Genomic DNA, 16,799 nt, shown 5'->3' with positions numbered 1-16,799 from the left:
CCACCATGGACTTTTCCTTCACTGACGAGCAGCAGATGCTGCAGGACATGCTGGCCCGCCTGGTCAGGGAGCACTATGGCTTCGAGCAGCGCGACACGGTACAGCGCAGTGAGCCGGGCTTCAGCGAGGCTTTCCAGGCCCAGCTGGCCGAACTCGGCGTGCTGGCGGTGCCCATCGACGAGGCCCATGACGGCATGGGCGGCAGCGGGGTCGAGAACCTAGTGGTGATGCAGGAGCTCGGTCGTGGCCTCTGCCTGGAGCCCTACCTGGAGTCGCAGATTCTCGGGGGCGGCCTGGTGCAGGCACTCGGCAGCGAGGCCCAGCGCGAGGCGCTGCTACCTGCCCTGGCCGCGGGTGAGCTCTTGCTTGCGGTGGCCAGCGAGGAGCCGCGCACCCACTTTCGGCCTGAGTGGACGGAGGCCTGTGCTGAGCGCACCGCCGACGGCTGGCGGCTCTCGGGCCGCAAGTCGGTGGTGATCGGCGGTCAGGCCGCCCACAGGCTCCTGGTGGTGGCGCGCACGGCGGGGGAGCCCGGCGAGTGCGACGGCCTCTCGCTCTTCCTGGTCGACCCCGCGGCGGACGGCGTGCGGCGCCGCGCCTATCCCACCATGGCGGGCCCCTGGGCCTGCGACATCACCCTCGATGACGTGAGCCTGGCCGACGACGCCCTGCTGGGCGAGGCCGGTGCGGCCCATGAGGCCCTGAACTACCAGCTGGGGCGCGCCATGGCAGCCCAGTGCGCCGAGGCAGTGGGCAGCATGCAGCAGGCCTGCGAGCTAACCCTGGAGTATCTCAAGACCCGTCAGCAGTTCGGCAAGCCCATCGGCCGTTTCCAGGTGCTCCAGCACCGCATGGTGGATATGAGTACCGAACTGGAGCTGGCCACCTCCATGGCCATCCTCGCGGCCTGTCTGGCCGACGAGCCGGCAAGTCAGGAGCGCAGCCGCCAGCTGATTGCCGCCCAGCACGTGGTGACGCGTGCGGCTCGGTTGATCGCCGAAGAGGCGATCCAGCTCCATGGTGGTATCGGCATGACCTGGGAGTACAGCCTCGCCCACCATGCCCGCCACCTGGTGATGCTGGGCCACCGCTTCGGCGATGACGATCGTCACCTCAAGGCCTACGCCGACCTTATCGAGGCCAGCTGAGCTCCGTCAGCGCCCCTAACGACAACGACAGGAACCTTTGCCATGTCCCAGATGCCCGCCTTCCACTGGCAGGACCCGCTGCTCCTCGACCAGCAGCTCACCGAGGAGGAGCGCATGGTGCAGCAGAGCGCGGCCCAGTTCGCCGCCGACAAGCTCGCCCCCCGCGTGCTGGAGGCCTTCCGTCACGAGCAGACCGACCCGGCCATCTTCCGCGAGATGGGCGAGACCGGCCTGCTGGGGGCCACCATTCCCGAGCAGTACGGCGGCAGCGGCCTCAACTACGTCTGCTACGGCCTGATCGCCCGGGAGATCGAGCGCGTCGACTCCGGCTACCGCTCCATGATGAGCGTGCAGTCCTCCCTGGTGATGGTGCCGATCAACGAGTTCGGCAGCGAGGCCACCAAGCAGAAGTATCTGCCGAAACTGGCCAGCGGCGAGTGGATCGGCTGCTTCGGCCTAACCGAGCCCAACCACGGCTCCGACCCCGGCGCCATGGTGACCCGCGCCCGCAGGGTCGACGGCGGCTATCGCCTCACCGGCAGCAAGATGTGGATCACCAACAGCCCCATCGCCGACGTCTTCGTGGTGTGGGCCAAGGACGACGAGGGCGATATCCGCGGCTTCGTGCTTGAGAAGGGCTGGGAGGGGCTCTCGGCACCGGTGATCCACGGCAAGGTGGGCCTGCGCGCCTCCATCACCGGCGAGATCGTCATGGACAACGTCTTCGTGCCCGAGGAAAACCGCTTCCCCGAGGTGCGCGGCCTCAAGGGCCCCTTCACCTGCCTCAACTCGGCGCGCTACGGCATCAGCTGGGGGGCGCTGGGCGCCGCCGAGGACTGCTGGCACACCGCCCGCCAGTACACCCTGGATCGCCAGCAGTTCGGCCGGCCGCTGGCCGCCAACCAGCTGATCCAGAAGAAGCTGGCCGACATGCAGACCGATATCTGCCTGGCCCTGCAGGGCTGCCTGCGCCTGGGCCGCATGAAGGACGAGGGCAGCGCCGCGGTGGAGATCACCTCGATCATGAAGCGTAACAGCTGCGGCAAGGCGCTGGATATCGCCCGCCTGGCCCGCGACATGCTGGGCGGCAACGGCATCAGCGACGAGTTCGGGGTGGCGCGCCACTTGGTCAACCTCGAGGTGGTGAACACCTACGAGGGCACCCACGACGTTCACGCGCTGATCCTGGGGCGGGCCCAGACCGGCATCCAGGCCTTCTGCTAGGCACTGTGAAAAGTGCCTGCGCTCGGTCATGCGGCGTTAAAAATCGGCTCAAAGTACTCATTTACAGCCCGTAAACTCCGTCTTTTCGCCGATTTTTGCCTTGCCTGACCATCGCTCGTCGACTTTTCACCCAGCGCCTAAGTCGCTCTGGTAGTTACAACAACAGTTCACGGGAGATACGTCATGAAAGTCCTCGTCGCGGTCAAACGCGTCATCGACTACAACGTCAAGATTCGGGTCAAGCCGGACAACTCCGACGTCGACCTCACCAACGTCAAGATGGCCATGAATCCCTTCTGCGAGATCGCCGTGGAAGAGGCGGTGCGGCTGAAGGAGCGCGGGGTGGCCACCGAGATCGTCGCGGTGACCATCGGTCCCAAGGCCGCCCAGGAGCAGCTGCGTACCGCGCTGGCGCTGGGCGCCGACCGTGCCGTGCATGTCGAGACCGACGAGCGCGTCGAGTCGCTGGCCGCCGCCAAGCTGCTGGCCAAGGTGGTGGACGAGGAGCAGCCGGGCCTTACGATCCTCGGCAAGCAGGCCATCGACACCGACAACAACCAGACCGGCCAGATGCTCGCCGCCCTGACCGGCCTGCCCCAGGGCACCTTCGCTTCCGAGGTGGTCATCGACGGCGACAAGGCCCAGGTGACTCGCGAGATCGATGGCGGCCTGCAGACCGTCGAGCTCTCCTTGCCCGCCATCGCCACCACCGACCTGCGCTTGAACGAGCCGCGCTACGCCAAGCTGCCCGACATCATGAAGGCCAAGAAGAAGCCGATGGACGTCAAGTCGCCGGCAGACCTGGGCGTCGAGGTGGCCTCCAAGGTCAAGCTGCTCAAGGTCGAGCCGCCGGCCGAGCGCCAGGGCGGCATCAAGGTGGGCTCCGTGGATGAGCTCGTGGACAAACTGAAAAACGAAGCCAAAGTGCTTTGAGGGAGCTGATTTCATGAGCATTCTGGTCCTGGCCGAACATCACGACGGCGCCCTGGTTGGCGCCACTGCCCACGTGGTTGCCGCGGCGCAAGCCATCGGCGGCGACATTGACATTCTGGTGGCGGGCGAGAACGTCGGCGCCGTGGCACAAGCGGCCGCCAAGCTCGACGGCGTGCGCAAGGTGCGCGTGGCCGACAACGCCGCCTACGCCCACCTGCTGGCCGAGCCCACCGCCGCGCTGCTCGCCGAGCTGGCCGGCGACTACAGCCACGTGCTGGCCGCCGCCTCCACCACCGGCAAGAATGTGCTGCCCCGCGTCGCCGCCCTCAAGGACGTCTCCCAGATCTCCGAGATCATAGCGGTGGAGTCCCCGGACACCTTCAAGCGCCCGATTTACGCCGGCAACGCCATCGCCACCGTGCAGAGCGAGGATCCGCTCAAGGTGATCACCGTGCGTGCCACCGGCTTCGATGCCGTTGGCGAAGGCGGTAGCGCCGAGGTCGAAGCGGTGGACGTCGTGGCCGACAACGCCCAGTCCACCTTCGTCAAGGAAGCGCTGGCCGAGTCCGACCGTCCCGAGCTGGGCGCCGCCAAGGTGGTGATCTCCGGCGGTCGCGGCATGGGCAGCGGCGAGAACTTCAAGCTGCTCGAGGGCATCGCCGACAAGCTGGGCGCGGCCATCGGCGCGTCGCGGGCCGCAGTGGACGCCGGCTTCGTGCCCAACGACATGCAGGTGGGCCAGACCGGCAAGATCGTCGCCCCCGAACTCTACATCGCCGTGGGTATCTCCGGAGCCATCCAGCACCTGGCCGGCATGAAGGACTCCAAGGTGATCGTCGCCATCAACAAGGACGAGGAGGCGCCGATCTTCCAGGTGGCCGACTATGGCCTGGTGGCGGATCTCTTCGAGGCGCTGCCGGAACTGGAAAGCAAACTGTAAGGAAGATCGGGATCTTCCCGGTGGCGCTCTCGATGATCTGCGGCCTCGTCGCGGATCGCTTCCAGGCGCTGCCGGAACTTGAGAGCAAGCTCTGAGGAGGTGAGGCGTGGCGGAGTCAGCGAAAGAGAGAATTGGTGTCGTCGGCAGCGGCGTGATGGGCCGCGGTATCGTCCAGCTGTTTGCTGCTGCGGGCCATGAGGTGTGGTTGCATGACAGCCACGAAGGGGCTGTCGAGGAGGGGCTGAGTTTTATTAGCGGGTTGCTGGAGCGCTCGGTGGCCAAGGGGCGGCTCGCACCGGAAGAGCGGGAGGCGACGCTCTCCCGGATTCATCTCAGTAATGGCCTGACCGGGCTCGCCGAGTGCGATCTGGTGATCGAGGCGATCGTCGAGAACCTGGAGGCCGAGCAGGCGCTGCTGCGCCAGCTGGAGGAGGTGGTGGCCAGTGAGGCGATACTGGCCAGCAACACCTCCTCGCTGTCGGTGACGCGGCTCGCCAGCGCCTGCCGCCACCCCGAGCGGGTGGCGGGCTACCACTTCTTCAACCCCGTGGCGCTGATGAAGATCGTCGAGGTGGTGCGTGGTGAGCTGACCCGCCCGGCGGTGATCGAACGGCTCGCGCGGCTGGCCCGGGATGCCGGCCACTTCCCGGCGCTGACCCCGGACACCCCCGGCTTCCTGGTCAACCACGCCGGGCGCGCCTACGCCCCCGAGGCGCTGCGCCTTCTGGACGAGGGCATCGCCACGCCGGTGCAGATCGACCGGATCCTGACATTGAGCCTCGGCTTTCGTATGGGCCCCTTCGAGCTGCTCGACCTGATCGGCCTCGATGTGACCCATGCGGTGATGGAGTCGGTCTACCGCCAGTTCTATGACGACCCCTACTACACGCCCTCCTGGCAGGTGCCGCGGCGCATCGCCGCCGGCCTGCTGGGGCGCAAGAGCGGCGAGGGGTTCTACCGCTACGCGCAGGGCAAACGGCTCGAGCCGGACGTCGTGCCGCCGCCGGCGGTCCCGTCACGCGCCCCTTCTGGCTGGATCGCCGGGAGCCCGAGTGGCGTGAGCGCATCGCCCGACTGGCCGAGGCTGCTGGCACCTGGCTGGAGGCGGGCACGGTGCCCTCTCCGGAGGCCATCTGCCTGGTTACGCCGATAGGGAAGACGGCCAGCGATACCATCGCCGAGCGAGGCCTTCCCGCCGAGCGCACCCTGGCGCTGGAGTCCCTGGCCGGCTTCGATGCTTGCCGGGTGCTGATGCGCCATCCCGCCATCGATGAGTCGGTGCTGGCCCAGGCGAGCTGTGTATTGAGCGTCGACGGCGTGCCGGTGGAGGTGATCCATGACTCGCCGGGGTTCGTGGCCCAGCGGATCCTCGCCTTCATGACCAATATCGGCAGCGAGATCGTGCGTCGTGGCGTGGCCGAGCCGGCCACTTTGGACCGTGCCGTCACCCTGGCTCTTGGCTACCCGCAGGGTCCGCTGGCCTTCGGTGAGCGCTTCGGGCCGCAGACCCTCTCTCAGGTGCTCGCCTGCCTGCATGAGCACTACGGCGAGGCGCGCTATCGCGTCAGCCCCTGGCTGAAGCAGCGTATTGCACTGGGGCTTCCGCTACGCGATTCACTATGACACCGGGTTCCCGGTGGTGCCTCTTTTCCCCGCTGCCTGATTATCAACAACGATAAGGGAATCTTTATGGCAGATGAGTACATACTCGAAACTCGCGGGTTGACCAAGCAGTTTCGCGGCTTCACCGCCGTGGACGATGTCAACCTGCAGGTCCGGGAAGGACATATCCACGCCCTGATCGGTCCCAACGGGGCCGGCAAGACGACCGTCTTCAATCTCCTCACCAAGTTTTTGCCGCCGACCCGCGGCGAGATCCTCTATCGCGGCGACGCCATCACCGGCATGAAGGCCAACCAGATCGCCCGACTGGGCATGGTGCGCTCCTTCCAGATCTCGGCGGTGTTCGCCCACATGACCGCGCTGGAGAACGTGCGGGTGGCGCTGCAGCGGCCCATGGGCACCTCCTTCCACTTCTGGAAGTCCGAGCGCACCCTCGAGCACCTCAACGAGCGGGCCATCGAACTGCTGGACGAAGTGGGCCTGCGCGAGTACGCCGACGTGCTCACCGTGGAGATGCCCTACGGGCGCAAGCGGGCGTTGGAAGTGGCTACCACCCTGGCCATGGAGCCGACCCTGATGCTGCTCGACGAGCCGACCCAGGGCATGGGCGCCGAGGACGTCGACCGCATCGTCGAGCTGATCCGTCGCGTGGCCAAGGGCCGCACCGTGCTGATGGTGGAGCACAACCTCAGCGTGGTGAGCCGGCTGTGTGATCGCATCACCGTGTTGGCGCGTGGGGCCGTGCTGGCCGAAGGCGACTACGCCGAGGTGTCCGCCGACCCGCGGGTCAAGGAGGCCTACATGGGCACTGAAGCGGATGCAGAAGAGGAGGCCAGCGCATGAATCAGGTAGCCGAACCGGTCGCCGACGCCACGCACTATCAGGATCACGATGGCGCCGAAATGCTGCGGGTGCGCGACCTGCACGCCTTCTACGGCGAATCGCACATCCTCCACGGCGTCGACTTCGACGTGAGGCGTGGCGAGCTGGTCACCCTGCTGGGCCGCAACGGCGCGGGGCGCAGCACCACCCTCAAGGCGATCATGAACATGGTGGGCCGGCGCACCGGCTCGGTCATGATCAACGGGAACGAGACGCTGGGCATGAAGCCCCACCGCATTCCGCGGCTAGGCATCGGCTACTGCCCGGAGGAGCGCGGCATCTTCGCCAGCCTCGACGTCGAAGAGAACCTGCTGCTGCCGCCCACGGTGCGCTCCGGCGGGATGTCTCTCGACGAGATCTACGAGATGTTCCCCAACCTCTATGAGCGGCGGCGCAGCCAGGGTACCCGACTCTCCGGCGGCGAGCAGCAGATGCTGGCCATGGCGCGCATCCTGCGCACCGGCGCGCGCATGCTGCTGCTCGACGAGATCACCGAAGGGCTCGCCCCGGTCATCGTGCAGAAACTCGGCGAAGTGCTGGTCAAGCTGCGCGACCGCGGCATGACTATCGTGCTGGTGGAGCAGAACTTCCGCTTCGCCGCGCCCCTGGCCGACCGCCACTATGTGATGGAGCACGGCCGGATCGTCGAAGAGATCAGCAAGGCCGAGCTGGCCGGCAAGCGCGACCACCTGCATTCCCTGCTAGGGGTGTGAGCTTTCTTCTTCCCTATGTTGAGGAGAACCTAACATGACGATGATATTCGGGGTGCCGTTGGCGGTGTTCATGGGCCAGCTGATGCTGGGCCTGATCAACGGCGCCTTCTACGCCCTGCTGAGCCTGGGGCTCGCGGTGATCTTCGGCCTACTGAAGATCGTCAACTTCGCCCACGGGGCCATGTACATGCTCGGGGCTTTCGCCACCCTGCTGGGAATGCGCTACCTGGGTATCAACTACTGGGCGGCACTGCTGCTGGCGCCGCTGGTGGTGGGCCTGCTGGGGATGGTGATCGAGCGGCTGCTGCTGCGCCGCATCGGCCACCTGGACCACCTCTACGGCCTGCTGCTGACCTTTGGCCTGGCGCTGATCTTCGAAGGCACCCTGGTCAATTTCTTCGGGGTCTCGGGCGCCCGCTATCCCACGCCGGAGGCGCTGCAGGGCGGCTTCCAGCTGGGCTTCATGTTCCTGCCCGTCTATCGCGCCTGGGTGCTGCTGGCGGCGCTGGTGGTCTGTCTGGGTACCTGGTTCATCATCGAGCGCACGCGGCTTGGCGCCTACCTGAGGGCCGGCACCGAGAACCCGGCGCTGATGCAGTCCTTCGGTGTCAACGTGCCGCTGCTGATTACCCTGACCTACGGCTTCGGCGTGGCGCTGGCCGCCTTCGCCGGGGTGCTGGCCGCACCGCTCTATCCGGTGTCGCCGACCATGGGCTCCAACCTCTTGATCGTGGTCTTTGCCGTGGTGGTGATCGGCGGCATGGGCTCGATCCTCGGCGCCGTGCTCACCGGCCTGGGCATGGGCCTGATCGAGGGCCTCACCAAGGTCTACTACCCCGAGGCGGCCAACACCGTGATCTTCCTGGTAATGATCCTGGTGCTGTTGATTCGACCCGCCGGTCTCTTCGGCAAGGAGGCATGACGTCATGGCCACGACGCAAACCCTGACCCCGACCATGGAGCGCCAGCGGCGCGCCAATATGCGCCGCAACCTCCTGTATCTCGTGCTGATTGCGATCGGCCTGGTGGCACCCTTCTTCGCCTACCCGGTGTTCTTGATGAAGGTGCTGTGCTTCGCGCTGTTCGCCTGCGCCTTCAACCTGCTGCTGGGCTACGCGGGGCTGCTCTCCTTCGGGCATGCCGCCTTCCTGGCCACCGGCGGCTACGTGACCGGCTACCTGTTGGCCAGCTACCCGGCGCTGACCCCGGAGATGGGCATCATCGTCGGCACCCTGGCGGCCCTGGCCCTGGGCACGGTGTTCGGTGCCCTGGCGATTCGCCGCCAGGGAATCTACTTCGCCATGGTGACCCTGGCGCTGGCGCAGATGGTGTACTTCTTCTACGTTCAGGCGCCCTTTACCGGTGGTGAGGATGGCCTGCACGGGGTGCCGCGGGGCGAGCTGTTCGGCGTGATCAGCCTGCGCAGCAACCTGGCGATGTACTACTTCGTGTTCGCCGTCTTCCTGATCGGCTTCGCCATCGTGCAGCGCGCCGTGCACTCACCCTACGGCCAGGTGCTCAAGGCGATCCGCGAGAACGAGCCGCGGGCAGTGTCGCTGGGCTACAACACCGATGCCTACAAGCTGCTGGCCTTCATCCTCTCCGCGGGCCTGGCCGGCCTGGCCGGCTCCACCAAAACGGTGGTGTTCCAGCTGGCCTCGCTGACCGACGCTCACTGGCACATGTCCGGTGAGGTGATCCTGATGACCCTGCTGGGCGGGGTGGGCACCCTGTTCGGCCCTGTGGTGGGCGCCGGCTTGGTGGTCAGCCTGCAGCATCTGCTGGCCCAGGGCGCCCTGGGCGCCTGGGTGGGTCCAATCCTGGGGGTAATCTTCGTGGTCTGCGTGCTGAGCTTCCGTAGCGGCATCGTCGGCGAGATCCTCAAGTCCTATCGAAAGAACTTTAAATAAATTGCCGTGAATAATTTGGTGCCAGTTATGAATAGTGTCTACCTCTGCCATCCGCGGCGCACCGCCATCGGCCGCTTCGGCGGCACCCTGGCCAGCGTGCGTCCCGACGATATGGCCGCCACCATCTTCAAGGCGGTGCTGGCCGAGGCGCCGGATCTCGACCCTGCCGCCATCGAAGAGGTCTTTATGGGCTGTGCCAACCAGGCCGGTGAGGACAACCGCAACCTGGCGCGGATGTCGGCGCTGCTGGCCGGCCTGCCGGTGTCCATTCCCGGCACCACCCTGAACCGCCTGTGCGGTTCCGGCATGGACGCGGTGGGCACCGCCTTCCGCGCCATCAAGGCCGGCGAGATGGAGCTGGCCCTGGCCGGTGGCGTGGAGTCCATGTCCCGCGCCCCCTACGTGCTGGGCAAGGCCGACAGCGCCTTCTCCCGGGGCCAGAAGATCGAGGACACCACCATCGGCTGGCGCTTCGTTAACCCGCAGATGAAGAAGGCCTACGGCGTCGACTCCATGCCCGAGACCGCCGAGAACGTGGCCGAGCAGTTCGCCATCTACCGCGAGGACCAGGACGCCTTCGCCCTGCGCTCCCAGCAGAAGGCCGCAGCTGCCCAGGCCGCCGGCCGCTTCGCGCTGGAGATCACCGCCATCGAGATTCCGCGCCGCAAGCAGGAACCGCTGCGCTTCGACCAGGACGAGCACCTGCGCGCGACGACGCTCGAGAAGCTCGCCGGGCTGCCGACGCCGTTCCGCGAAGGTGGCAGCGTCACCGCCGGCAACGCCTCCGGAGTCAACGACGGCGCCGCCGCCATGCTGGTGGCAAGCGCCGCCGCGGTGGAGACGCACGGCCTCACCCCCATGGCGAAGATCCTCGGCATGGCCACCGCTGGCGTCGAGCCGCGCATCATGGGCATCGGCCCGGTTCCCGCGGTGCAGAAGCTGCTCGAGCGCACCGGCGTGTCGCTGGACGAGATCGACGTGATCGAGCTCAACGAGGCCTTCGCCGCCCAGGCGCTCGCCTGCATGTGCGAGCTGGGGATCAAGGATGACGACCCGCGGGTCAACCCCAACGGCGGCGCCATCGCGCTGGGCCATCCGCTGGGGATGTCCGGCGCCCGCCTGCTGCTGACCGCGGCCCACGAGCTGCAGAAGAGCGGCAAGCGCTACGCCCTGTGCACCATGTGCGTAGGCGTGGGGCAGGGCATTGCCACGCTGCTGGAGAGGGCCTAGCCATGCAGGGAACCATGAAGACCGTCGTGATTACCGGCCACGGTGGCAATGAGGTGGTCGAGGTCAGGCAGGGCGAGCGGCCCCGGCGACGGCCGGGCGAGGCGCTGGTGCGCCTGGAGGCGGGCACCCTCAATCAGGTCGATCTCTACATGCGTAACAGTGGCGCGGGCATCACCCACGAGCTGCCGCTGGTGATGGGGCTGGACGGCGCTGGCGTGGTGGAGGCCATTGAAGAGGGCGAGACGCGCCTGGCGACGGGCCAGCGGGTGGTGGTCTTTCCCAACCTGACCTGCGGGCGGTGCGAGTTCTGCCAGCGGGGCGACGACGTGCTCTGCACCCGCATGAAGCTGATGGGCGAGCATGTGGACGGCACCTTCGCCCAGTGGCTCAGCGTTCCAGTGGAGAACCTCTTCCCCATGCCTGCGCACCTGGACTTCGTGCAGGCCGCGGCCCTGGGGGTCAACTACCTCACCGCCTGGCGGATGCTCTTCACCCGAGCGCAGCTGAAGCCCTGGGAGACGGTGCTGGTGTTCGGGGTGGGCGGCGGTGTGTCGCTTGCCGCCATGCAGCTGGCCGCCAGCATCGGCGCCAGAGTGATCGTCACCTCCCGGGAGGATGACAAGCTCCAACGGGCCCTGACGCTGGGCGCCCACGAGGCGATCAACGGCAGTACCGAGGAGGTGGCTCGACGCGTCATGGCGCTGACCGATGGCCGCGGCGTGGACGTGGTGGTCGAGAACGTTGGCGAGGCCGTCTGGGCCTCGGCCATGAAGTCGCTGGTGCGCGGCGGGCGCCTGGTGACCTGCGGGGCGACCTCGGGGGACCAGCCCTCGGCGGATATCAGGCGTCTCTTTATTCGCCAGCTGCAGATCATCGGCTCCACCAGCGGCAACGCTTCCGAGTTTAGGGAGCTGATTGCCTATGTGGAGCGTCACGAGATCACACCCGTTATCGACAGTGTCTATCCCCTAGAGGCTATTTGCGAGGCCCTGGATCGTCTCAAGGCAGGCGGTCGAATGGGCAAGGTTGGGTTGGCCCTGCAGTCGAGTGGCTAGCGGGGTGGCGCAAGGCTCGTGACAAGGCGTGACATGTTCTCTCTCGGTCAGTGATGACCGGTGGCTTGGCGACGGGTGAACTCGTCGCCTTTTTTGCCATCTTCTGCACTCATTATGCTTTTGTCGCAGGCTCTCGGCGTTGCTGGATTGACAAAAATGCCACCTTTCCCCGAATCATTGCCCCAAGAGCGTTGGGGATCTTCCATTCTGGCAATGCAAGGCCAGCGGCATTGGACTTGTGTGCAATGTCCAATCCTGCCGGGACCTGCTGAAGGCAGGGTATAGTCGGCGAAACCACCGGAAATCATGGTTTTTTGTGGCTTTTGGATGGCAAGAGGACTTGGCCGGCCGATACCCCAGGGGTATGGCAGGTTACGCACACGATATTGGTTAGCCCTTTCGGCGAGCGCCAGAATCTCCTAACACCCGACAGGAGTGGAAGCTCACGACGATTCTATGGAGCCTTGCTCTCCTCCCTGATATGCAGTGAGATGCGCTTGGGATAGGCCCAAGGAGGTTATTCGACAGGAAACCGGGATGTCGAACATAGCTCTCTGGGAGCGGGTATAACAACCAGCCGACTCAAGGCCGCATAGTGAGGCCTCGCCTGGCTAAACCGCCTATCACCTGTAATAGGAAATTGAAATGCAACTGCACAAGGACTGGTCGATCCCCGCCCTGACCGCCGGTTTCGTGGCGGTGCTGATCTCCTACTCCGGCCCCCTGGCGATCTTCTTCCAGGCGGCCCAGAGCGCGGAGATCTCGACGGCCATGATGACCTCCTGGGTCTGGGCGATCTCTATCGGTGCCGGTCTCTCCGGCATCCTGCTCAGCCTGTGGCTGAAGGTGCCGGTGGTGACGGCCTGGTCGGCACCGGGGACGGCGCTGCTGGTCACGCTCTTTCCGGGGCTGTCGCTGAACGAGGCGGTGGGCGCCTACCTCACCGCCGCGGCGCTCCTCTTCGTGGTGGGTATCACCGGCTCCTTCGACCGTATTATCCAGGCGATCCCGCCGGGCATCGCCAGCGCCATGATGGCGGGCATCCTCTTCCAGTTCGGCGTCGGGGTCTTCCTGTCGCTTGAGCCGGTGCCGGCCCTGGCCATCGGCATGCTGGTCGCCTACCTGGCCTTCAAGCGGCTCACCCCCCGCTACAGCCTGATCCTGCTGCTGATCGTCGGTGTGGTGCTGGCGGTGGTGCTGGAAGGGGCTAGCCTGCGCGGGGTCTCGGTGCAGCTGGCCGAGCCGCAGTTCATCCGCCCCGAGTGGACCTGGAACGCCACACTGAGCCTGGCGATCCCGCTGGTGCTGGTCAGCCTCACCGGGCAGTTCCTGCCGGGCATGGCGATCCTGCGTACCTCCGGCTACAACATCCCGGCCAAACCCATCGTCACCCTGACCAGCCTGACCTCCTTCGCCACCGCCTTCTTCGGCGGCATTACCACGGTAGTGGCGGCCATCACCGCGGCGATCTGCACCGGCAAGGAGGCCCACGAGGATCCCGACAAGCGCTACGTGGCCGGAGTGGCCAATGGCGTCTTCTACCTGGTGGGTGGCACCTTCGCCGGCACCATCGTGCTGCTCTTCACCTCGCTGCCTGGCGAGTTCGTGGCGATTCTGGCGGGGTTGGCGCTGATCGGCGCCATCACCAGCAACATCAGCGCTTTCGCCGCCCAGAAGGGGCACCTGGAGGCCTCGGTGATCACCTTCATCGCCACGGCGTCCGGCATCAGCTTCCTGGGCCTGGGCTCCGCCTTCTGGGGTGTGGTGGTGGGGGTCCTGGCCTACCAGCTGCTGCACCGTCCCTTCGGGTTGCCACGGCGGCCAGATGGCGAGGCGGCTTCCGAGAAGCGGCCCTAGGCGCCAGCGTCGAGAACCGCGGCACTTGCTACACTGCTTTGCAGCGAAGGGGCTGTCGAGACGCGGTTTCCGGTGGCAGATTGCCAGGAGTCGGCGAGGCTCGGACAGTCGTTGGCAGAGGCTATGGAGGTGCTGAGATGCTGACCATTCATGTGGCGATCGACGAGTCGGTCTACTCCCTGCGCGGCATCATGCTGGCCGAACTGCTTCAGCGGCAGCTCTCGGCCCGGCTGCTGCTGACCTCCGTGGCCGGCTCGGCAGAGCGCGCCGAGCGGCATCGAGAGGCGCTCCTCCAGCTGCTCGAGCGCCATCGGCTGAGCGAATACGCCGAGTCGCTGAACGTCGAGGTGGGGGAGAGCCCCGCTGCCGTGCTGGCCCGGCTGGCCTCCCAGCCGGACAGCCTGCTCTGCCTGACCTCCCATGGGCGGCATCCCGCCTCCGAGCTGTTCCTCGGCAGCGTGGCGGGCCAGGCCGTGCGGGAAGCCGGTGCACCGGTGGTGGTACGCGGCCCGCGCTTCGACCCGGAGGCGATCCGGCGCATCGATACGGTGATGGTCTGCGTGGACGGCTCGACGCTCTCCGAGGCCATGCTGCCCCATGCGGTCGAACTGTCGCGCCAGCTTGGGGCGCGCCTGCAGCTGCTGCAGGTACTCGGCAAGGAGTCGGCGGACGACGTCACGGAAGAGGGCGCCCAGGGCGATGTGATGGAGTCCAGCTACATGCACGGCCTGGCCAGGCGAGTGCACCAGGCCGATGGCCTCGACCCCGACTGGGAAGTGCTGCACGGCAACCCGGCCCAGGCCATCGTCGACTACCTGGGCGACTGCCAGAACACCCTGCTGGCCATGACCACCCACGGACGCAGTGGCCTGGCCCGGGTGATCAGCGGCAGCGTCAGCCATGCGGTGCTGCATGAGGCGCGATGCCCGGTGGCGATCCTCAGGCCATAGGACGACGCCCCCGGCCCACCCGCCAGAACGCCTCTCGCTCGGGCGCTGTCGATGCCTTGCGCTGGCATTTTGGCGCCTGAGCCAACGGCAACCGAGTGTGCGACGCGGGCGCCGTGTCACGCGGTGGATTGCATATCGCCGCCGCTGCCCCGATGGTGGGAGTCATCAGCAGGCTAACAATTTGGAGCTTCCATGCCTCGACTCGCCGATACACCGCTTTCCGTTCTCGACCTGGCGCCGATTCGCCAGGGGGCAGCGCCGCCGACAGCTTCCGTGAGAGCGTGGCCCTGGCGCAGCTGACCGAGCGACTCGGCTTCACCCGCTTCTGGCTCGCCGAGCATCACGGCATCGAGGGCATCGCCAGCGCCGCCACCGCCGTGCTGATCGGGCATGTGGCGGGGGTCACCGAGCGCATTCGGGTGGGCAGCGGCGGCATCATGCTGCCCAACCACCCGCCGCTGGTGATTGCCGAGCAGTTCGGCACCCTGGAGGCGCTCTATCCGGGGCGCGTCGACCTGGGCCTGGGGCGAGCGCCGGGCTCCGATGGCGCGACCATGGCCGCCCTGCGCCGCGATCCCCGTGCCGGTGTCGACGACTTCCCTCAGCGTCTCGCCGAGCTCCAAGGCTTCCTGGGTGACGAGCAGCCCGGCCAGCGCGTGTGCGCCGTCCCCGGTCAGGGCGCGAAAGTGCCGATCTGGCTGCTCGGCTCCAGCGGCTACAGCGCCCAGCTGGCCGCCCGACTCGGCTTGCCCTTCGCCTTCGCCGCCCAGTTCGCCCCCGGCTATCTGTTCGAGGCGCTGCGCCTCTACCGCGACAGCTTCCGCCCCTCCGAGGTGCTCGCGCGCCCCTACGCCATGGTCGGCCTGCCGGTGATCGCCGCCGAGAACGACGCCCTGGCCGAGTACCTGGCCACCACCGCCAAGCAGAAGTTCCTGGGGATGATCCGCGGCGCGCGCACCTGCGCCAAGCCGCCGGTGGAACACCTGGCGATGACGCCCGTCGAGGAAGCCCAGCTGCAGCAGTTTCTGGGCGCCGCCATCATCGGCGGCCCCGAGACCGTTCGCGAAGGCCTCGAGCACTTCCTCGAACAGACCGGCGCCGACGAGCTGATGCTCAACACCGACGTGTTCGCCCTGGAGGATCGCCTGCGCAGCTACGAGATCGTCGGCGGACTCGAGCCGCGCTCCCCCGTGGTCGCAGCGGCCCAGTCCGGCTGATCGGCGGCCGCCTCAGCCATGCGGCGCGGCACGAGGCGCCCTGGCGGTATGCCTTTGGCGCGGCTCGAGAGGGCACCGGCATCAGCAGCTCTCGCCTATGCGCAGCTTGAATCCGACATCATGCTGAAGACGACGCACCCGCTTGCCGGCCAGCCGGTTGAGCACCTCTTCCGCCGCCACTCGCCCCATGGTCTCACGGGGCGAGTGGATGGTGGTCAATCGCGGTGTGACGAACTCCCCCAGCGGAAGGCCATTGAAGCCGGCGATGGCGATGTCCTTGGGGACTGCCAGCCCCAGGCGCTGCGCATGCAGCAGGGCGCCACTCGCCAAGTCGTCATTGGAGAAGTGAATGGCATCGGCTCGAGGATGCCGCTTCAGGACCTCTTCGAGCCCCATGGCGCCGGCGCTCAGGCTGCCTAGCTGTTCGAGTTCGATCAAGGGGGCCTCGTGGCCGGCAGCCTTGAGCACCTCGCCGTGGCCGGCATAGCGCATGCCGGCGCGGTAGTCCTCGGCCATGCGGGCGCCCACATAGACGATCTGGCGGTACCCCCGGGCCAGCAGGTGGCGGGCCATGCAGCGGCCGGCCTCGGTGTGATCCAGTCCCACGTTGAGATCCAGCGCCTCGCCCAGCTCCATCACCTCCATGATCGGATGGTCCCACTGTTGCAGCAGGGTACGGCAGGCGTCGCTGTGGCGCAGCCCGGCGGTGACCAGCGCCGAGCACGACCAGCCCAGGAAGGTACGCACCAGCTGGGCCTCGCGGTCGAGGTCGTAGTCGGTGTTGCCGAGCAGAATCTGGTAGCCGGCCGCCTCGAAGGTCTCCTGCAGTCCCTGGATCACCTCGATGAACACCGCATTGGCCAGCGACGGCACGATCACCGCGATAAAGCGTGAACTGGCCGACGCCAGGCTGCCTGCCACTAGGTTGGGGACATAGCCGAGCCGCTCGACGGTGGCCAGAATGTGTTGCCGAGTCTCGGTATTGACGCGCTCCGGCGTATTCAGTGCCCGCGAGACCGTGATCGGCGATACCCCCGCGGCCTCGGCAACCTGGGCCAGGGTCGTGCGTGCCGAGCTGCGCCGCCGACGTGGTGGAGATGTCTTAGACATTGGTCGT

The 16,799-nt window shown here is 66.9% G+C and carries 15 protein-coding genes and 1 pseudogene; 15 read left to right on the top strand and 1 reads right to left on the bottom strand.

Features of this window, described 5'->3' with window-relative positions; genetic code table 11:
* Positions 1–5: 5 nt before the first annotated feature.
* The 15 genes and pseudogenes from ACSJDS_RS01445 to ACSJDS_RS01375 all read left to right on the top strand — a co-directional run bounded on the left by ACSJDS_RS01445 (position 6) and on the right by ACSJDS_RS01375 (position 15,682).
* Positions 6–1,148, top strand: coding sequence for an acyl-CoA dehydrogenase family protein (locus tag ACSJDS_RS01445; RefSeq protein WP_473031813.1), 1,143 nt, complete (start codon positions 6–8; stop codon positions 1,146–1,148).
* Between the two features lie 42 nt (positions 1,149–1,190).
* Positions 1,191–2,372 carry an acyl-CoA dehydrogenase gene (locus ACSJDS_RS01440; protein ID WP_473031812.1) on the top strand — a complete coding sequence of 394 codons (1,182 nt, stop codon included), beginning with the start codon at positions 1,191–1,193 and terminating at the stop codon, positions 2,370–2,372.
* Positions 2,373–2,555: 183 nt separating this feature from the next.
* The gene (locus ACSJDS_RS01435; RefSeq protein ID WP_473031811.1) at positions 2,556–3,305 is read left to right on the top strand and encodes an electron transfer flavoprotein subunit beta/FixA family protein; all 750 of its coding nucleotides are present in this window, start codon (positions 2,556–2,558) and stop codon (positions 3,303–3,305) included.
* A gap of 13 nt (positions 3,306–3,318) precedes the next feature.
* Positions 3,319–4,245, top strand: coding sequence for an electron transfer flavoprotein subunit alpha/FixB family protein (locus ACSJDS_RS01430; RefSeq protein WP_473031810.1), 927 nt, complete (start codon positions 3,319–3,321; stop codon positions 4,243–4,245).
* 106 nt (positions 4,246–4,351) lie between these two features.
* Complete coding sequence (locus tag ACSJDS_RS01425) at positions 4,352–5,398, top strand: 3-hydroxyacyl-CoA dehydrogenase NAD-binding domain-containing protein (RefSeq protein ID WP_473031809.1); 1,047 nt, start codon at positions 4,352–4,354, stop codon at positions 5,396–5,398.
* Positions 5,359–5,868, top strand: a complete 510-nt coding sequence (locus ACSJDS_RS01420; RefSeq protein ID WP_473031808.1) for a 3-hydroxyacyl-CoA dehydrogenase family protein — start codon at positions 5,359–5,361, stop codon at positions 5,866–5,868. The genes ACSJDS_RS01425 and ACSJDS_RS01420 overlap by 40 nt, the downstream gene beginning before the upstream one ends.
* 66 nt (positions 5,869–5,934) lie before the next feature.
* Positions 5,935–6,711: an ABC transporter ATP-binding protein gene (locus ACSJDS_RS01415; RefSeq protein WP_473031807.1), complete on the top strand. Its 777-nt coding sequence runs from the start codon at positions 5,935–5,937 to the stop codon at positions 6,709–6,711.
* Complete coding sequence (locus ACSJDS_RS01410; protein WP_473031806.1) at positions 6,708–7,463, top strand: ABC transporter ATP-binding protein; 756 nt, start codon at positions 6,708–6,710, stop codon at positions 7,461–7,463. Before ACSJDS_RS01415 ends, ACSJDS_RS01410 begins: the two co-directional genes overlap by 4 nt.
* A 34-nt stretch (positions 7,464–7,497) precedes the next feature.
* The gene (locus tag ACSJDS_RS01405; RefSeq protein ID WP_473031805.1) at positions 7,498–8,385 is read left to right on the top strand and encodes a branched-chain amino acid ABC transporter permease; all 888 of its coding nucleotides are present in this window, start codon (positions 7,498–7,500) and stop codon (positions 8,383–8,385) included.
* Positions 8,386–8,389: 4 nt separating this feature from the next.
* Complete coding sequence (locus tag ACSJDS_RS01400; RefSeq protein WP_473031804.1) at positions 8,390–9,373, top strand: branched-chain amino acid ABC transporter permease; 984 nt, start codon at positions 8,390–8,392, stop codon at positions 9,371–9,373.
* 27 nt (positions 9,374–9,400) lie between these two features.
* Positions 9,401–10,603, top strand: a complete 1,203-nt coding sequence (pcaF, locus tag ACSJDS_RS01395; RefSeq protein WP_473031803.1) for a 3-oxoadipyl-CoA thiolase — start codon at positions 9,401–9,403, stop codon at positions 10,601–10,603.
* A 14-nt stretch (positions 10,604–10,617) separates the two neighbouring features.
* Positions 10,618–11,658, top strand: a complete 1,041-nt coding sequence (locus tag ACSJDS_RS01390; protein WP_473031802.1) for a zinc-binding dehydrogenase — start codon at positions 10,618–10,620, stop codon at positions 11,656–11,658.
* A gap of 645 nt (positions 11,659–12,303) precedes the next feature.
* Positions 12,304–13,515 carry a benzoate/H(+) symporter BenE family transporter gene (locus tag ACSJDS_RS01385; RefSeq protein WP_473031801.1) on the top strand — a complete coding sequence of 404 codons (1,212 nt, stop codon included), beginning with the start codon at positions 12,304–12,306 and terminating at the stop codon, positions 13,513–13,515.
* Between the two features lie 137 nt (positions 13,516–13,652).
* Positions 13,653–14,465, top strand: coding sequence for a universal stress protein (locus ACSJDS_RS01380; RefSeq protein WP_473031800.1), 813 nt, complete (start codon positions 13,653–13,655; stop codon positions 14,463–14,465).
* Positions 14,466–14,657: 192 nt separating this feature from the next.
* Positions 14,658–15,682 (top strand): annotated as a pseudogene (locus tag ACSJDS_RS01375) (LLM class flavin-dependent oxidoreductase).
* 81 nt (positions 15,683–15,763) lie between these two features.
* Here the strand turns inward: ACSJDS_RS01375 and ACSJDS_RS01370 are convergent.
* A complete protein-coding gene (locus ACSJDS_RS01370) occupies positions 15,764–16,792 on the bottom strand; it encodes a LacI family DNA-binding transcriptional regulator (protein ID WP_473031799.1) in 1,029 nt (342 codons plus the stop codon).
* Positions 16,793–16,799: the final 7 nt, after the last annotated feature.

This window comes from Halomonas sp. SL18_1, assembly GCF_055755715.1.
Note: the sequence above shows the minus strand (reverse complement) of the source record. Positions and strands in the feature narration are given on the sequence as shown.

What these genes read in the sequence shown, in the direction of transcription:
- ACSJDS_RS01445 (WP_473031813.1), top strand. Translation starts at nt 6, where the DNA reads ATGGACTTTTCCTTCACTGACGAGCAGCAGATGCTGCAGGACATGCTG.
- ACSJDS_RS01440 (WP_473031812.1), top strand. Translation starts at nt 1,191, where the DNA reads ATGTCCCAGATGCCCGCCTTCCACTGGCAGGACCCGCTGCTCCTCGAC.
- ACSJDS_RS01435 (WP_473031811.1), top strand. Translation starts at nt 2,556, where the DNA reads ATGAAAGTCCTCGTCGCGGTCAAACGCGTCATCGACTACAACGTCAAG.
- ACSJDS_RS01430 (WP_473031810.1), top strand. Translation starts at nt 3,319, where the DNA reads ATGAGCATTCTGGTCCTGGCCGAACATCACGACGGCGCCCTGGTTGGC.
- ACSJDS_RS01415 (WP_473031807.1), top strand. Translation starts at nt 5,935, where the DNA reads ATGGCAGATGAGTACATACTCGAAACTCGCGGGTTGACCAAGCAGTTT.
- ACSJDS_RS01410 (WP_473031806.1), top strand. Translation starts at nt 6,708, where the DNA reads ATGAATCAGGTAGCCGAACCGGTCGCCGACGCCACGCACTATCAGGAT.
- ACSJDS_RS01405 (WP_473031805.1), top strand. Translation starts at nt 7,498, where the DNA reads ATGACGATGATATTCGGGGTGCCGTTGGCGGTGTTCATGGGCCAGCTG.
- ACSJDS_RS01400 (WP_473031804.1), top strand. Translation starts at nt 8,390, where the DNA reads ATGGCCACGACGCAAACCCTGACCCCGACCATGGAGCGCCAGCGGCGC.
- pcaF (WP_473031803.1), top strand. Translation starts at nt 9,401, where the DNA reads ATGAATAGTGTCTACCTCTGCCATCCGCGGCGCACCGCCATCGGCCGC.
- ACSJDS_RS01390 (WP_473031802.1), top strand. Translation starts at nt 10,618, where the DNA reads ATGAAGACCGTCGTGATTACCGGCCACGGTGGCAATGAGGTGGTCGAG.
- ACSJDS_RS01385 (WP_473031801.1), top strand. Translation starts at nt 12,304, where the DNA reads ATGCAACTGCACAAGGACTGGTCGATCCCCGCCCTGACCGCCGGTTTC.
- ACSJDS_RS01380 (WP_473031800.1), top strand. Translation starts at nt 13,653, where the DNA reads ATGCTGACCATTCATGTGGCGATCGACGAGTCGGTCTACTCCCTGCGC.
- ACSJDS_RS01370 (WP_473031799.1), bottom strand. Translation starts at nt 16,792, where the DNA reads ATGTCTAAGACATCTCCACCACGTCGGCGGCGCAGCTCGGCACGCACG.